Below are 17,270 nucleotides of genomic sequence, written 5' to 3'. Positions count from 1 at the left end.
GCCCCGCACCCTCCCACTCGAAAGGGACCGTTGTGCGCAGTGACCTTGTCGTCATAGGCCTCGGATACGTAGGCCTGCCCCTCGCGGTGGAAGCCACCCGCTCCGGACTGACGGTCGTCGGCCTCGACAAGAACGCCGAGATCGTCGCCCGCCTCAACGACGGTGTCTCGCACGTCGACGACATCGACGACGCCGCCGTCACCGGCGTCCGCGCCCAGGGCTTCACCGCCACCACCGACGAACGCGCCGTCGCCGAGACGGACACCGTCGTGATCTGTGTCCCCACCCCGCTCTCCCCGCACGGCGGACCCGACCTCACCATGGTCGAGAGCGCCTGCGAGGCGATCAGCCGTCAGCTGCGGCCCGGCACCCTCGTCGTCCTGGAGTCGACCACCTACCCGGGCACCACCGACGAGGTGGTCCGCCCCCTCCTCGAACGCTCCGGCCTCACCGCCGGCCGCGACTTCCACCTGGCCTTCTCGCCCGAACGCGTCGACCCCGGCAACAAGGTCTACGGCATCCGCAACACCCCCAAGGTCGTCGGCGGCCACACCCCCGCCTGCGCCACCGCCGCCGCGGCCTTCTACGGCAAGATCGTCGACACCGTCGTCCAGGCCACCGGAACCCGCGAGGCCGAGATGGCCAAGCTCATCGAGAACACCTACCGGCACGTCAACATCGCGCTGGTCAACGAGATGGCCGTGTTCTGCAACGAACTCGGCATCGACCTGTGGGACGCCATCTCCTGCGCCGCCACCAAGCCCTTCGGCTACCAGGCGTTCCGGCCCGGCCCCGGGGTCGGCGGCCACTGCATCCCGATCGACCCCAACTACCTGGCCCACAAGGTCCGGACGCTCGGCTACCCCTTCCGCATGGTCGAACTGGCCCAGGAGATCAACACGCGCATGCCGCGCTACGTCGTGGAACGCGCCCAGCACCTCCTGGACCGGGCCGGCAAGACCCTCGGCGGCGCCCGCGTCCTGCTCCTCGGGGTCACCTACAAGGCGGACATCGCCGACCAGCGCGAGACCTCCGCCCGCGACGTCGTCAAACGGCTGCGCGCCCGCGGCGCCGACGTCACCTACCACGACCCGTACGTGCCCGAGTGGTCCGTCGACGGCACGCCCGTCCCGCCGGCCGCCGACCTGGAGACCGCCCTGGAGACGGCCGACCTGGCCATCCTCCTCCAGCGGCACACGGCCTTCGACCTCGACGAGATCCAGCGGCGCGCCCCGCTGCTCCTCGACACCCGCGGCCAGGCCCGCCCGCAGCCGCACGTCGAACGCCTCTGACGCCGGTCCTGCTCCCTCGTTCTCTTCCCGCTGCTCGGGGCATGACGCCCCGCACACCCCAGGAGTGCTTCCATGTGCGGTATCGCCGGGTGGGTCGACTTCGCCCGCCCCGTCGACCACGACATCGCGCGCGCCATGACGGCCACCATGGCTCGTCGCGGCCCCGACGCGGACGGAGTCTGGACCGACGGCCATGTCGCCATCGGCCACCGGCGGCTGTCCGTCATCGACCTCGAAGGCGGCTGCCAGCCCATGGCGGCGGACGAGGGCCCCGGCGCCCGCGCCGCGCTCACCTACAGCGGCGAGACGTACAACTTCCAGGAACTGCGCACCCGCCTGACCGGCCTCGGCCACCGCTTCACCACCCGCAGCGACACCGAGGTCGTGCTGCGCGCCTACCTGGAGTGGGGCGCCGGCTTCGCCGACCGGCTCGAAGGCATCTACGCCTTCGCCGTCTGGGACCGCGACCGCGACGAACTCCTGCTCGTCCGCGACCGCATGGGCGTCAAGCCCCTCTACTACGCCGAGACCCCCACGGGCGTCGTCTTCGGCTCCGAACCCAAGGCGATCCTCGCCCACCCGTCCGTCCGCGCCGTGCTCGACGCGGACGGGCTGCGGGACATCCTGTCGGTGGCCAAGGTGCCCGGCCACGCGATCTTCCGCGGCATGCGCGAGGTCCGGCCGGGCTGCCTGGTCCGGGTGAACCGCTCGGGCCTCACCGAGGAACGCTACTGGCAGCTGGAGATCGCCGAGCACACCGACTCCCTGGACGACACCATCGCCACCGTGCGCGAACTCCTCGCGTCCGCCGTGGAACAGCAGATGGTCTCCGACGTCCCGCTGTGCACCCTGCTGTCCGGCGGCCTCGACTCCAGCTCCCTGACCGCGCTCGCCGCCCACGTCACCCGCTCCAAGGGCCGGGGACGCATCCGCTCCTGCTCGGTCAGCGACCCCGACCTGGACGGCACCGCGGGCCCCGACGCCAACGAGGACCACGTCTACGCCCGCATCCTCGCCGAACACGTCGGCTCCGACCACAGCGAACTCCCGCTCAAGGCACCCGACCTGCTCGACCCGGAGCTGCGCGCCTCCGTCCTGCGCGCCTACGACCTGCCCATCGCCAAGGGCGACGAACACGCCTCCCTGCACCTGCTGTTCAGCATCGTCCGGCAGCACTCCACGGTCGCCCTGTCCGGCGAGTGCGGCGACGAGGTCTTCGGCGGCTACCGCTGGCAGCGCGACCCCGACGCGGTCTTCTCCACCACCTTCCCCTGGGTCCACGAGGGCCGCCACAACTACCAGGGCAACGAGGTCGTCTTCACACCCGGCCTGCTCACCAAGCTCGACCTGGCCGGCTACGAACGGGACTGCCACAGCGCCGCCGTCGCCGAGATCGACGCCCGTACCCACCTGGACGACCCGGCCGAGGCCCGCTACCGCGAGGTCACCTACCTCGCCCTCACCCGCCACGCCCAGGTGCTCTTCGACCGCAAGGACCGCATGAGCATGGCCTGCGGCCTGGAGGTCCGGGTGCCGTTCGCCGACCACCGGCTGGTCGAGTACACCTTCAACGTCCCCTGGGCCATGAAGAGCTTCGACGGCCGGGAGAAGAGTCTGCTGCGCGCGGCCATGAAGGACCTGCTGCCCACCGCGGTCGCCCAGCGCGTCAAGACGCCCTACCCCTCCATCCGGGCCGAGGCCTACAACCGGACCCTGCGCGAGCGCCTCGCCGGGCTCGTCCGCACCGGCGACGGACCGCTCGACCCCTTCTTCTCCCCGGACCTCAGGACGCGGGTACGGCGGGACGGTGCCGCGGCACTGGAGGAGGGCATGAGCCGGGCCGCGCTGGAGACGACCCTCCAGCTCGACGCATGGCTGCGCGCGTACGACGTGGACGTCGTGCTCTGAGCCGTCCCGGCCGCCGGGCACGGGCTGGGCATGGACGGGTCATGCCCGGCGGCCATACTTGTCCGCATGGAACGCATCGGGGGATACCTCGTCGAGCGCCGGCTGGGCGAGGGCGGCATGGGCACGGTCTATCTCGCCCGGACCCGCGGCGGACGCGCCGTCGCGCTGAAGGTCGCCAAGGCCGAACTGGCCGCCGACCCGGTCTTCCGGGAGCGGTTCCGCACCGAGGTCGAGGCGGCCCGCGCGGTGGGCGGCTTCCACACGGCGTCGGTGGTGGACGCCGACGTCGACGGCGACGAGCTGTGGCTGGCCACCGCCTACATCCCCGGACCGACCCTCGCGGAGCGGCTCGCCGCCGACGGCGCGATGGACGAGCCCCGGCTGCGGGCGCTGGCCGCCGCGCTCGCCGAGGCGCTGGAGTCCATCCACTCCTGTGGGCTGGTGCACCGCGATCTCAAGCCGGGCAACATCATCATGGCCGACGACGGGCCGCGCGTCCTCGACTTCGGCATCTCCCGGGCCGTGGAGTCCAACCGCCTCACCGCCACCGGCACCGCCTTCGGCACGCCCGGTTTCCTCGCGCCCGAACAGGCCCTCGGCCACGACGTGACCGGCGCCGCCGACGTGTTCGCCCTCGGCGCGGTGCTGGTCGCGGCGGCGGGCGGCAGCGCCTGGGGCGAGGGCACGCCGATGGGGCTGATGTACCGCTCCGTGCACGAGACGCCCGACCTGACCGCCGTACCCGCCGGCCTCCGGGAGCTGGTCTCGGAGTGCCTGGCGAAGGAGCCGGCGGCCCGGCCGACGCCCACCGCGCTGCTGGACCGGCTGACCGGCCCGGCACCGGCCCGCCCGGCGACCCCGCAGCCCCCGCCGACCGCCACCGCGCCCCCGCAGCCGCCCGCCACGCCCCCGCAGGGGCCCGCCACACCTCCGCAGGCGTTCGCCACACCTCCGCGGGCCGTCGCCACGCCTCCGCAGGCGTTCGCCGTGCCCCCGCCGCCGGCGACGCCCCCACGGATGCCGACCCGGCCCACCACCCCGCCGCACCTGCCGGCCGCCACCCCACCGCACCTGGCCGCCCAGCAGACCGGCGCACCGCCACACCCGCCCGTCCAGCCGACCGGCGCACCGCCCGCCCCCTACGGCTTCGGGCCGCCGATCCCGTTCGGCGGTCCGGAGGTCGTGCTCGCCGACACGGTGTCCGGCGCGGTCGTCAACGCCGCCGGTGTGCTCTTCGAAGTGGGCGGCGCCGCCGCGGACTTCGCGTGGAACGAGATCGCACACGTCGAACGCACCTGGCGCGGCAACCGCCTGACCATCACCGTGCGGCTGTGGGACGGCGCCGTGTACTCCTGTGAGCTGAACGCCCGCCGCCAGTCCCGGCTCCGCGCCTGGCTGTCCCAACTCGACCCGGTGCTCGGCCGCTACCTCGCCCGGTAGCGGCGCCGGGAGCCACCGGCGGCGGAACCGGGAGCCAACCGCACGGCGCACATGACGACTTGGCTCTTCCAGGCTTGAACCGGTCATGTCCTGGGCACGGACCTCCTACCGGCGTCCAGCCGGACGATGTCGGCAGGAGGAGGGCGTCATGGACCGCCGTATCCGAGTGCGTGTCAGCCGGCGGCCCTCCGCCCCGCGCGGGCAGGAGATCGACCGCAGGACCCCCTCGGGGCGCATCCTGCCGTACTGATCCGGCCGCCGCCCCGCTCCCCGCGACCGGCGGGGCGGACGCGGGCTGCTGCTGGTCGATCCGGTGGCGGACCTGGTGCGGATCCCCACCGGCCCGGAAGGCACGACCGTCCGCTGCTCTCTGCGCCGCTGACGCCGTGCCCCTTCGCGTCCCGCCGGCCGTACGGCGGGGGTCCGGCTCAGGCGGCCAGCGGGTCCAGGACCAGCGGCTCGATCCGGCCCTCCAGCATGGCGCCCAGGCCCTGCGCCGCACACACGTCGGGCCGTTCCGCGATGTGTACCGGCATCCGGGTGGCCTGCCGCAGCATCTGGTCGAACCCCGGCAGCAGCGCCGAGCCGCCGACCATCACGATGCCGCGGTCGGCGAGGTCGGCCACCAGGTCCGGCGGGCAGTCGCGCAGCACCTTGCCGATGCTGTCCAGGACGGCCGTCAGCGGGGTCTGGATCGCGTTGCGCACCGCGGCGGTGTCCACGCGCACACTGCGCGCGAGCCCCGTCGCCACGTCCCGGCCGTGGATCTCGGTGGACGCCGGTCCGTGCGGGGTGAGGCCGTTGCCGGACAGGGCCAGCTGGAGCGGCCGTACCGACTGGGCGGGCAGCATCAGCTCGTGCGTGTGCCGCAGGTGCTGCACGATCGCGTGGTCCACGGCCTCGCCGCCCACCGGGATCCGCTCCGCGGTGACGATGGAGCCCAGCGAGAGCACCGCGACCTCGGTGGCCGCCGCCCCGCACACCATGATCATGGACGCCTCCGGCCGCTCCACCGGCATCCCGCACCCCACCGCCGCGGCGATCAGCGTGTCCACCAGCTCGACCCGCCGCGCCCCCAGCCCGACCAGCGTCTCGATCGTCGCCCGCCGGGCCAGCGGATCGGCGTCGTGCGGGGCGCAGGCCGCCGCGCGCAGCCGGGGCTTGCGGCGCAGGGCACGGCGCATCTTGTCGCCGAGCAGATGCCGCAGCATGCGCTGCGCCATCTCGATGTCGACCACCGTGCCGCCCGCGATGGGCCGTACGACCTTGATGAAGTCCGGGGTGCGCCCCGTCATCCTCTCCGCGAACTCGCCCACCGCTATGAGCGCGCCCGTACGGGTGTTCACGGCGGCGACCGAGGGTTGGTCCACGACCAGACCGGTGCCCTTCACATAGACCCGGGTGCGGGCCGCGCCCAGGTCGACGGCGAAGTGGCAGCGGCGCAACTGCTCCAGACTGACGGTCACGGCGATCCTCCCGGGTGCGCAGGGCTTGAGGCCCCGCCTGATCGCGGGCCCACTGGAATCCTGCGGGGGCCGGGCGGCGGGCGCCTGCTGTGCGCGGCCGGGCGGGGCGCCGCTGAACGGGGGTATTTTCCGGGCGCTCCGGTGTGTCGCCGCTGTCCGGGCGCTCCGCCGTGCCGCCGTGTCAGAGCGACCGGGCGGCCTCCCACAGCGGTTCCAGGGACGAGACGGTCACCTCGCTGCCGCCCTCGCGCAGTCCCCGGCGGCCGGCCGCGGTGGGCGCGTAGCCGATGAAGCGGACGCCGAGCTGCTGGGCCGCGGCGAGTTCGGCGACCGAGGAGCTGATCAGGACGGCGGAGCCGGCCGGCGCGCCGAGGGCGTCCAGGGCGCGCCGCAGACAGTCGGGGTGGGGCGTCAGCAGGCCGAGGTCGTCGCCGCGGCCCTGGACACTCGCGGACAGGGGCAGGCGGTAGGGCTCCAGGTAGCGGCGGACGGCGTGCGGGGACACGTCCGTCACCACGCCGACCCGGCGGCCGGACCCGTGCAGGGTGCGGACGAGCGCGAGGGAGCGGTGGGTCGTCGGAGCGTCGGGAACGGCGGCCAGTTCCAGCTCGTCCAGGCGCGCCCGCAGCAGGGGGCCGAGCCGGTCGTGGGCGAAGGCGCGCAGCACGTCCAGTGGGTGCACCAGGGTCTCCCGGACGCCGGTGCCGGCCGGCGGCCGGCCCGCCAGCGCGTCCGCCGGATCCCGGTGTTCGGTGGCGACGGACAGCAGGTCGAGCGCCGCCGCACGCGCCGTCTGCGCCGAGAACAGCCGGGCGAGGGGCCCGTCGAACCCGATCAGCACCGCCTCGGCGTCGCCGAGCAGGGCCGCCAGCCGGCGCCGCGCCGGAGCCGACCGCCCGTCCGTCATCGGCAGCGGGCTCCCCTCCGGGGCCAGCTGCACGGAGTACGCCACCGCCAGCCCCGGCACCGGCCAGGTGCGCACCGCCTGGTTCACCTGCCGCTGGGCCGCGCCCGCCCGGCGCACCGGGTGACGGCGGGTGAGCCGGGCGGCCTCGCCGCGCAGATGCTCCAGCAGCAGTCCCTCGACGCCGGTGACGTCGGCGCGGACGAACGCGACCGGGTCGTCGACGTGCCAGGTCAGCTCCACCACGGCGGCGAACGCGCCCGAGCCGGAACTCGGCAGGGACACGGTGTGCCGGGCCTGGTGCGGGGTGAGGTCGACCGAGTAGTACGTCTCCGGGCCGGGCGGACGCCCGCTGTCCGGCCGGAAGGGGTTGAGCAGCGTGAGCGGCCCGTCGGAGCGGGTGTGCACGACGGCCGTACGGCCCGGGGCGGGAATGCCCAGCTCGCGCAGGTCGCGGGTGATGAAGGGGCCCTGGACCAGGTCGGCTGCCCCGGGGTCCGGGGACGCCGGCGCCAGGGCGCAGTACCAGGCGACCGGCGGGGCGTCCGGGGCGTCGTCCCCGTACAGCGGCCGGAACCGCACGGCGCCCTGGGCGGCGGAGCTGGCGGCGAAGTCGTCGTACAGCGCGGTCGGTACGACGACCACGGCGTCCGCGGCCTGCTTCGCCGGCAGGGCGGGGAACGGCGCCCCGAACGTCACCTGCAGAGGCGGCGGATCCGTCAGCCGGGAGAGTGCCTGGGGGAGTTCGCGCAGGACGGCCACCAGGACGGGCAGCAGGAAGACACCGGGTTCGGTGCGCACCAGGTAGCCGTCCGGGCGGACGAGCACCGCGTACTGGCGGGGGGTGAGGGAGCCGCGCGCGAGGATCTCGTGCACCGCGGCCTCGAGGGCGATGCGGGCTTCGGGGCGGCCGGTGAGCGTGTCGGTCCTGAAGTGGATCTCGGGGCGGCCCTCGGGGCGGTGGTGGGGGACCAGTCCGAGGAGCCGTTCGACGCCGCGCCGCTGCGCCTCCGGGTCGCCGGAGAGCAGCGCGGAGGCCGCCGCGTCCAGCTCCGCCGCGAGCGCGTCGGAGCCGCGGTACAGGGCGCGTGCGATCCCTCCGAGCGACTGCAGGGACTTCGCGCGGCTGCCGTGGACCGCCGGAGCGGAGTCCAGACAGGTCAGGACCGGCCCGTCGGGCGTGAGGACGACGGAGCGCGCGTCCAGCACGCCGTGGGGTCCCTCGTGTCCGGTCAGGGCGAGGACCGCCTCGGCGAGCGGGGGGAGCAGGGCGACGGTCTCGCGCGCGGGCAGACCGTCCGGGGAGGCGTCGAGCAGCTGCCGCAGCGTCCGGCCGGCGACGAACTCCCTCACCAGGTACGGGGTGCCGTCCTCGAAGCCGTGGTCCAGGACCGGCGCGATCCTCGGATGGCGCACCGTGCCCAGGCGCCGGCACAGTTCCGTGAAGGAGGCGCGCAGCCTCGGCGGCGGAAACGCGCGGACCACGACGAGGGCGTCCCCCCGCCGCGTGTCCTCGGCCAGCCGGCCCGTCCCGTCCGCCTCCGTCTGCCGCACCAGCCGGTACCGCCCCGCGAACAGCCCGCCGGCGCCGGTCGTCGACAGCCGCCGCACGCTGTCCTCGGTGACCGTGGCGAACGGATCGCCCTCCACGCCGGCGCCCGTGCCCTTCGCGGAGGGGACCGACGCCCGGAACTCGCCCGGCGCGCGGCCCGCCCGGCGGTCGATGAACTCGCCCATGCGGCCGAGGAGTTCGGTGGTGCGGTTGCGGGCGGTGCGCGGCAGGCCGAGCAGGAGCAGCTCGCGTACGCCGTCCCGGAAGGCGTAGGAGCCGGACGGGCCGCCCGGTACGGCGGTGAGCATGCCGCTGAGAACGACCTCGGCGAGATGCCGGGGCCGCGGATCCGGTTCGACCGCGGCCTGGACCAGGCGCATGACGGGCAGGTCGGGGCGGCCCACGGCGAGATGGCCGGCCAGCCGGAACGCCTCGGGGGAGGCGGTCGCCCGGAACCGCAGGACCAGTTCCTCGGCGGACAGCAGACCGACGTCCGTACGGTCCTCGGCGTCCGCCGGCAGCGGACGGTCCAGCCGGGCGGCGGCGCCCGGGAACCGTGCGCCGCCGGGCGTCGTCAGCAGTGCGGCCCAGTGCGCGAGCCACCGCGGCTCGGGCTCCAGCACGGGCAGCGGGACCGCGCCCCCGGCCACGGCGGCCCCGTGGACGTCGTCCCGCTCGTCCCGCTCGTCCCGCTCGTACGGGGTGAACGTGAGTGTCGCCGTCGGGGCCGCGGGGCGCGGGGCCGACAGGGTGCCCGGGACGGTGGGCAGGGCCGTGTCCCGCCACAGGTGCTCGGGGAGCGGCTGTACGACGGCCAGCGGCATCCGGCGTGCCCAGCGGTGCAGGGTGGCGTACCAGCGGCTCCCGGCGGGGCCCTCCCGCCACTGCGGGCCCATGCAGTCGCTGACCAGGAGGGTGACGGTACGGCCGTCGGCGGGGGTGTGCGCGCCGGGCCCGCGGACCGTGCCGTCGGCGGCGGCGCGGTACAGCGCGACCGTGCGGAAGGCGCCGGACTGGGCCAGGGCCGTGTGCAGTTCGCGGACCAGGGGCCGCCAGACGGGCATGGTGGGGCCGGCGTCGTACACCAGGTTCAGCCGCAGCCAGCGCTCGCGGGCGGGGCGCAGCACCGGCAGCCACCCCTCGGGGCCGGCGCCCAGGCGGGCGATGCGGTCGGCGGTCGCCCGCTCGTCCAGTTCGTGGCCCACGGGTGCGTCGGTCCGGCGGGCCAGCGGGCGCAGGGAGCGTTGCAGCGCGAGCGGGTGGCGCAGCATCGGGGGCGCCGGGGCGAGGAGCGTGGTGTGGGGCCGGTCCGCCGCCGGGGCGGGGCGGCGGGAGGGGAGGTGCAGGGGGACGCGGGCGGGTGGTTCGGGGGCTCGCGCGGGGGCGGGCTGCGGGGTGGGCTGCGGTGCCGGGGGCTCCTCCCGGGGCGGGCGGGGCGGCCGGGGTGAGGGTGCCGGGACCGCGGCCGGGGCCGGGGAGCCGGCGGGGGCGTGGCCGTCGGGGCCGGGACTCATGTGCCCGGCCAGCCAGAGCACTTCGGCGAGTTCGCGCGGGGTCGGGCGGATCCCGTGGGCCGCCTCGGCCAGGACGTCGGCCAGGCGGGCCACGGGATCCGGGGAACCGGGGCGCTCAGAAGACATCGGACTGCGCGGTCTGCCCCAGGTACGGCATCAGCTGCTCGGCCAGCCGGTCCAGGGAACCGGCGTCCAGGTCGGCGGAGCGGGCCAGATAGATCGCGTTGAGGAGCTGGTCGGTGGCCAGGTCGCCGGCGCCCGCCCGGGACAGGAAGCGCTCGATCAGGGTCCGCGCGTACGCGTCGGGTTCGCCCAGGTGGGCGCGGACGATCTCGGCGAGGTGCCGGTCGTCCGGCTGCCGCAGGTGCAGCGTGACACAGCGGCGCAGGAAGGCGGGCGGGAACTCGCGCTCGCCGTTGCTGGTGAGGACGACGAACGGGAACGCCCGGCAGCGGACCCGGCCGCGGGCCACCGGGACCCGTTCGTCGGTGCCGTCGGCCAGCACCTCGGCCACGCCGTCCGGCGCGAGCCGGGCGGCGCGCACCAGCTCGGGGATCTCGTACTGGCCCTCCTCCAGCACGTTCAGCAGGTCGTTGGGCAGGTCGAGGTCGCTCTTGTCGATCTCGTCGATGAGCAGCGTGCGGGGACGGGTGTACGGCAGGAGGGCGGTGCCGAGCGGGCCCAGACGCAAGTGGTGCTCGATGCCCGACCGGTCGTCCGTGCCCTCCGCCCGGTCCTGCCGGGCCGCGTACAGCCGCGAGAGCGGGTCGTACTGGTAGAGGCCGTCGTGCAGCGTGCTGCGGCTGGTGATGTTCCAGCGCAGGACCGGGCCCAGGCGCAGCTCCCGGGCGACCGCGTACGCCAGTGAGGACTTGCCGGTGCCGGGCGGCCCGGTGACCAGCAGCGGCCGGCGCAGATACAGGGCCGCGTTGACCAGCTGGACCGTCTCCTGAGTGGCCTGGTACGTCTCGGCGCGGTGGGTGCGGTCGGGGGAGACGGCGGCGGCGTCGGCGGCCGCTTCCGGCTCCGGGAGCACCGGCCCGCCGTCGAAGGCCCGCCAGGGCGGCGGCGCGGGCAGCCTGGTGATGCCGTCGTGCGGCTCGTTCGTACCGGTGTAGACGGGCCACAGGGGCATGGGTTCTTCTTCTCCGTGGGGATGGTGTGTGCGGTCGGTCAGGCGACGGGCGAGTGCAGGCTCGCGGTGGTCTCCGGGAAGCAGCGCGGGTCGTCCCAGAGCAGTTGCAGGTCTGACGCCCAGTGCAGGCCGGGCTCGTCCGCGGCGTCCGCGGTCAGCCGCAACGACAGGATGTGCCGGGGGAGTTCGGCGGGCGGCACGTCGGCGACGGAGGCGGTGAGCTGGTCGAGGAAGGCGGTACCGGGGCAGGGCGGGGCCTCGTGGGCGGTGCCGGGGCGGGGCGGATCCTCGGGCGCCAGGCCGGGGCAGGACGTGTCCGGGTGCGCGGCGCAGGGGGAGCCGGCCCGGGGCCACAGCAGGACCGGCACGGGCACGGTGAGCCCGACCTCGAAGTGCTGCCGGGCCGCCCCGGGCGGGGCCGCGAAGCCCGCCAGCCCGGCCTCGCCGTCCCACAGCCGCTTGCGCAGGCTCGGTGGCCGCTCCCGGGTGCCGCACTCGACGCGGTGCACCTCGATGCCGTTCCCGGAGTCCAGTTTCTGCCACTTCTTGCGCAGCTGGTGGCGCAGCCGGCCGCTGTGGTGCCGCGCGCGGTCGGTCACCACGAGGGGATAGGCGCAGCCCAGCGGAGTGCTGTCGTCCGCACCGCACTCCCAGTGCGCCACCGCTTCGTTGAGCCACTCGCGCGGCAGCACGAACGTCACCAGCTCGTCGGCGTCCGGCGCGAGCTGCGCGACGGCCTCGTCGATGCGGTTCTGGACGTACGCCCGGACACCGGTCCGCGGCAGCCGGCGGGCGCCCACCGGCCGGCGCCGTCCGTCGCGGTACGCGGACACCTCCACGGTCACCTGGTCGGGACCGGCGCCGCTGTGATCGATCTCGACGACCACCGGGGACCAGGCCGACGCGGCGGACGGCGACGGCGCGGCCGGGGGCGACGGGGTCCGTAACGCCGGTTCTCCGTCCACCAGGTCCCGGAGCCGGTCGGCGAACCGGGGCACCGCCTCCGGGTCCGGGACCTCCCACTGCACATAGGCGGCCGCCGCCCACAGGGAGGTGAAACCGCCCGGGGGAAGGGGCGGCCCGAAGGCGCCCACCGCGTCCACGTAGATCCGGTTCGGATCGCACGCCCGGCCGGCGCCGTCGGCGGCCCGGCGCAGCAGGGCGTACAGCCGCCGGCGGGCGTCGTCCCGGTGGCCGGGGGTGGGCACCAGCTCGCCCAGCTCGGGCCAGTACCGGGCCATCACGTCCAGCGGCAGCATCCGGCCCTTGCGCACGTCCGGTGATCCCGAGGCCGACGTCACCATGCCGGCGACCCTGCCGTCCGGGAGGGTCGCCGCCGCCCCGCTGAACCCGGCCACCAGCGGCTGCCCGTGCCCGTGCCACGCCACCAGCTCCAGCCATTCGCCGGCGATCAACTGGCCCGAGACCGCCTGGTACTCGGCGAGCGTGCCCTCGTCGTAGCCCTCGGGGAAGCCGTACGCGATCAGTCTGGGGTACGGCTCGCGGCAGGCGGCGTCGGGCGGTGCGAAACCTGCCGGGGCCAGCGGGACGTCGCGCTCCAGTTCCAGCACGGCCACATCGCCGGGGTCGGTGTCCGCACCCGCCCAGCCGCCGTGGGCGACGACCGAGGCGGACAGCTCGCCCAGCTCCCTGGCGTGCGGGAACGAGACGGTGACCGCAGCCCGGTCGCTCCATCTGACGACGTGGGCGCAGGTGAGCACCCGGCGGCCGGCGACCAGGAATCCGGCCCCCACCTCGCCGCCGCAGGCGATCCGGGCGTGCCAGGCGGCGCTGCGCATCACCGGTCGGCGGACTCCGGCTCCGGCGCGGTGCGCTGCGCCGGAGCCGGCTCCGGCGCGTTCCGCGGGTGGTGTCCCTCGGCGCCGGGCTGCTCCGGCTGCCGTCCCGGGGACCAGCTGAGCTTGACGACCAGGTGGCCCTCCGCCGTTCCCTTCACGATGACGGCACCGGCCTCCGCGGACATCCGTACGCCGAACTCGATCTCCACCGCGTCGGGGCGCAGGCTGCTGTCCCGGAAGACCCGCAGCGCGGACGCCGCCGCCGCCCGCACACCGTCCAGCGCTCCCTCGAAGGTCTGCGCGGCCTGCGCCGGCCCGTCGCCGCGCGACACGAGCCGGGCGCCCGACCGAGAGCCGACGTCCTCCACCGCGACGAGCGCCCCGTCCTCGGTCCTGAACTCCACCAACCCGTCCATGGCGACGCTCGCTCCCCCTCGTCCCGGCTCTTGACAACTCCCATGGTACGGACGGTGCTTCCGGTGTCACATCGTCGAACACCCGTGGCAGGAACGGCGCCGAGGTTGGCGAGAACCCGCCAGGGCGCCTTTCCGTCACCCTCGATCAACTTCCCCGCGGTGCACGGCCCATCACACTCGTCCCAGCACGCGACCCGCTCGACACACACGAGAAGAGGCGTGGATGAGCACAGGACCAGTCAGACGCGGGACGGCACTGCTGGCGGCGGCGCTGGTGAGCGCCCTGCTCCCGGCCGCCCCGGCCGTCGCGCGGCAGACCCCCGCGGCGCACCCCCCGGCCCCCGCCGCCCCCACCACGACCGTCACCCTCGTCACCGGCGACAAGGTGACCGTCACCGACCTCGGACACGGCAGGCGGACGGTCACCGTGCAGCGGCCCCGCGGAGCCACCGGTGCCGTACGGACGCAGGCGAGCGACGGCGGCCTCACCGTCGTCCCCGACGAGGCGCTGCCGTATCTGCGCGCCGGGACGCTGGACCGGCGGCTGTTCGACGTCAGCGGGCTGATCCGGCAGGGGCTCACCGACGCCGAGGCCGACGCGCTGCCGCTGATCGTGACCTACGGCAGGAGCGCGCGGACCGCCACCCCGGCAGGCGCCGAGAGGACCCGCACCCTGGCCAGCCTGCGCGGGGCGGCGGTCGAGGCCGGCAAGGGGCGCACCTTCTGGCGGTCGTTCACCCGGGCGTCCGGCATCGACAAGGTGTGGCTGGACGGGCGGGTCACCGCCGAACTGGCCGAGAGCAACGCCCAGATCGGCACGGGGACGGCCTGGGACGCGGGGCTGACCGGCAAGGGCGTCACCGTCGCCGTCCTGGACACCGGCGCCGACCTCGCCCACCCCGACCTGGCGGACCGGGTGGGGGCCACCAAGAGCTTCGTCGACGGACAGGAGGTCGCCGACCGCAACGGACACGGCACCCATGTCACCTCCACCGTCGGCGGCAGCGGCGCCGCCTCCGACGGCAAGGAGAAGGGGGTGGCGCCGGGCGCGACGCTCGCCGTCGGCAAGGTGCTCGGCGACCAGGGTTCGGGCAGCGAGTCCCAGATCATCGCGGGGATGGAGTGGGCGGCCCGGGACGTGCACGCCCGGATCGTCTCCATGAGCCTGGGGTCGACGGAGCCCAGCGACGGCACCGACCCGATGGCGCAGGCGGTGAACACCCTCTCGAAGGAGACCGGCGCGCTGTTCGTGGTGGCCGCCGGCAACACCGGCGCCCCCTCCTCCATCGGCTCGCCCGGCGCCGCCGACGCCGCCCTCACCGTCGGCGCGGTGGACTCCGCCGACCAGGCCGCCTACTTCACCTCCGCCGGACCCCGCCACGGCGACCACGCCCTCAAGCCGGACCTCTCCGCCCCCGGCGTCGACATCCTCGCCGCCCGCTCCCAGCTCCTGTCCGGCACCGGCTACTACACCTCCATGAGCGGTACGTCCATGGCGACCCCGCAGGTCGCGGGCACCGCCGCGCTGCTCGCGGAGGAACACCCCGACTGGACCGGCGCGGAGCTGAAGGACGCGCTGATGTCCAGCTCCCGGCAGCTCGACGCCTCCGCCTACGTGCTGGGCGCGGGCAGAGTCAGCGTGCCGGACGCGGTCCGCGCGACGGTCACCGCCACCGGCAGCGTCGATCTCGGCTTCCACGCCTGGCCGTACGAGGCGGACGAGCCGGTCACCCGGACCGTCACCTACGCCAACCGGACCGGCGAACCGGTCGCGTTGAAGCTGTCCGTGCGGGGCGCGCCGGACGGCGTCGCCACCCTCGACCGGGACACCCTCACCGTCCCCGCCCACGGCACCGCCGCCACCACCGTCACCGCAGACGGCGCGAAGGCGCCCGTGGGCGAGACCAGCGGGCGGATCGTGGCCGTCGACCAGGCCGGCGACACGGTCGCGCACACCGCGTTCGGGCTGGTCAAGGAGGAGGAGCGGTACACGCTCACCGTCCACGTCAAGGACCGGGCGGGGAAGGCCACCGCCGCCGACCTCACCGTGCAGCGGCTCGCCGAGGGCGAGGACGCCCAGCCCGCCCACGTCGACGGCTCCGGCACCCTGAAGCTCCGCCTGAGGCCCGGCACCTACTCCCTCGCCTCCTTCCTCGACGTGCCCGGCAGCCACGGCGCCGACTCCCTCGGCCTCGGCTTCCTCGCGGCCCCGCAGATCACGCTCGACCGGGACCGGGACGTCGTCCTGGACGGCCGGAAGCTGCGGGAGATCAGCGCGGACGTGGACCGGCGCACCGAGACCCACCAGCTCCTCATGGAGTACGACCGGCAGGCGAACGGCGCCGACCTGTTCGGCGCGGTCCAGGTCCCCCTCGCCTACGACAGCGTCTTCGCCGCGCCCACGCCCGAGGTCACGCGGGGCACCTTCGAGTACCGGACGGTGTGGCGGCTGGCCAAGCCCATGCTGGAGGTCGCGGGCGTCCGCGAGGCCACCGTCCAGCCGGGCGGCACCCTCGCCGCGGGCCGGACCAGGCTGCCGCTGGTGGACGTGGGCGACGGACCCGTCACGGGAGCGGCGGGCAAGGCGGTGCTCGCCCGCCTCGCCGAGGGCGCCGACCCGGCCGCGCTCGCCGAGGCGGCGCAACGGGCGGGCGCCGAGGCCCTGTTCGTCACGGACGACACGCCCGGCCGGCTGATGGCCTGGTGGGGCACCGACGACAACGCCGACCGGCCGCTGACGATCGCCACGGTGGACCGGGCGGACGCGGCACGCCTGCGCGCGGCGGGCCGGGTCGACATGACCGGCACCGCGAACTCGCCGTACGTGTACGACCTCTCCGAGGGGCACCGGGGCGCGATCCCGGACCGGGACCTCACGTACACGCCCCGCGGCCGGGACCTCGCCGCGGTGGACGTCGCGTTCCACGCGGCGCGGCCCGGGAGCGGCGGCGAGTTCCGGTACTCCCTCACCGACGCCTTCCCCGTCGGCCTCGGCTTCCAGGAGCGCGTCGCCCTGCCCGCGAAGCGCACCGACTACGTCTCCACCGGGCCCGGCCAGCGGTGGCACGAGTCCGTCACCACCGCCGACGGCGCGCTGGAGGAACGCAGCGGGCTCGTCCGCTACGACGGCGGCACCCGGCCCGCGCTCGACTGGTTCCGGCCGGTGTGGCATCCGTGGCTGGGCACCGGACTCGGCTGGGGCCAGCAGCGCGCCGGGAACCGGATCCAGCTGAACACGCCCGGCTGGGGGGACTCGGGCCCCGACCACACCGGCTTCGGCGACGTGTGGAGCGAGGACAGCGGAATGAGCCAGACCACCGCCGTCCACCTGGACGGCACACTGGTCGACCGGCGGACCGGCTCCGCCGCCTATGTGGGGGACGCGCCCGCCGACGAGCACACCTACCGGGTGGTCACCGACACCGCCCTGGACGCCGGCCGGTGGCCGCTGGCCACCCGGGGCCACACCGAGTGGACCTTCCGCTCGGCGGCCACCCCCGAGGACCACTGGACGTACCTGCCGCTGATCAACCTCGGGTACGACCTCGACACCGACCTCGCGGGCCGGGTGCGCGGCGGACAGCGCACCCCGATCGCCCTCGGCGCCGCGTACGTGGCGCACGCGACCGGCACCGGCACCCTCGGCGGCGCGAGGCTGGAGGTGTCGTACGACGACGGCACCACCTGGCGGACGGTCCCGCTGACCGCGGGCCGGGGTGCCTCCTGGCACGGCACGCTGACCGTGCCCCGCGGCGCCGCCCATGTCTCCCTGCGGGCCTCGGCCCGCGACGACAGGGGCGGATCGGTGACCCAGGAGATCGTCCGGGCCCTGGCGGTGAAGTGA

At 75.3% G+C, this 17,270-nt stretch carries 9 protein-coding genes and 1 pseudogene; 5 read left to right on the top strand and 5 right to left on the bottom strand.

Going from position 1 to position 17,270, the window contains the following annotated elements:
- Positions 1 to 32 precede the first annotated feature (32 nt).
- The 4 genes and pseudogenes from ACZ7KF_RS10730 to ACZ7KF_RS10715 form a co-directional block, all read left to right on the top strand.
- Positions 33 to 1,292 (top strand): nucleotide sugar dehydrogenase, encoded by a 1,260-nt coding sequence (locus ACZ7KF_RS10730; RefSeq protein WP_471071426.1) that lies wholly within the window; start codon positions 33 to 35, stop codon positions 1,290 to 1,292.
- 72 nt (positions 1,293 to 1,364) lie between these two features.
- A complete protein-coding gene (gene asnB / locus ACZ7KF_RS10725; RefSeq protein WP_471071423.1) occupies positions 1,365 to 3,200 on the top strand; it encodes an asparagine synthase (glutamine-hydrolyzing) in 1,836 nt (611 codons plus the stop codon).
- A 66-nt stretch (positions 3,201 to 3,266) separates the two neighbouring features.
- On the top strand, positions 3,267 to 4,640 hold the full coding sequence (locus tag ACZ7KF_RS10720; protein ID WP_471071420.1) for a serine/threonine-protein kinase: 1,374 nt from the start codon (positions 3,267 to 3,269) through the stop codon (positions 4,638 to 4,640).
- A 250-nt stretch (positions 4,641 to 4,890) separates the two neighbouring features.
- Positions 4,891 to 5,022, top strand: a pseudogene (locus ACZ7KF_RS10715) (sensor histidine kinase); the annotation flags it as partial.
- Between the two features lie 46 nt (positions 5,023 to 5,068).
- On the opposite strand, the gene ACZ7KF_RS10710 reads toward ACZ7KF_RS10715, so the two are convergent.
- From ACZ7KF_RS10710 to ACZ7KF_RS10690, 5 genes are all read right to left on the bottom strand, one after another.
- Entirely contained in the window at positions 5,069 to 6,106 is a 1,038-nt protein-coding gene (locus tag ACZ7KF_RS10710) for a rod shape-determining protein (protein WP_471071417.1), read from the bottom strand.
- Positions 6,107 to 6,287: 181 nt separating this feature from the next.
- Complete coding sequence (locus tag ACZ7KF_RS10705) at positions 6,288 to 10,202, bottom strand: SAV_2336 N-terminal domain-related protein (RefSeq protein WP_471071414.1); 3,915 nt, start codon at positions 10,200 to 10,202, stop codon at positions 6,288 to 6,290.
- Entirely contained in the window at positions 10,192 to 11,211 is a 1,020-nt protein-coding gene (locus ACZ7KF_RS10700) for an AAA family ATPase (RefSeq protein ID WP_471071411.1), read from the bottom strand. The genes ACZ7KF_RS10705 and ACZ7KF_RS10700 overlap by 11 nt, the downstream gene beginning before the upstream one ends.
- A gap of 38 nt (positions 11,212 to 11,249) precedes the next feature.
- On the bottom strand, positions 11,250 to 13,010 hold the full coding sequence (locus ACZ7KF_RS10695) for a VMAP-C domain-containing protein (protein ID WP_471072235.1): 1,761 nt from the start codon (positions 13,008 to 13,010) through the stop codon (positions 11,250 to 11,252).
- Complete coding sequence (locus ACZ7KF_RS10690) at positions 13,010 to 13,426, bottom strand: CU044_2847 family protein (protein ID WP_471071408.1); 417 nt, start codon at positions 13,424 to 13,426, stop codon at positions 13,010 to 13,012. Before ACZ7KF_RS10690 ends, ACZ7KF_RS10695 begins: the two co-directional genes overlap by 1 nt.
- 223 nt (positions 13,427 to 13,649) lie before the next feature.
- On the opposite strand from ACZ7KF_RS10690, the gene ACZ7KF_RS10685 reads away from it, so the two are divergent.
- Complete coding sequence (locus tag ACZ7KF_RS10685; protein ID WP_471071405.1) at positions 13,650 to 17,270, top strand: S8 family serine peptidase; 3,621 nt, start codon at positions 13,650 to 13,652, stop codon at positions 17,268 to 17,270.

Source organism: Streptomyces sp. NPDC038200, assembly GCF_055600785.1.
The sequence above is the reverse complement of the archived record's forward strand: the minus strand, read 5'-3'. Positions and strand labels throughout refer to the sequence as shown.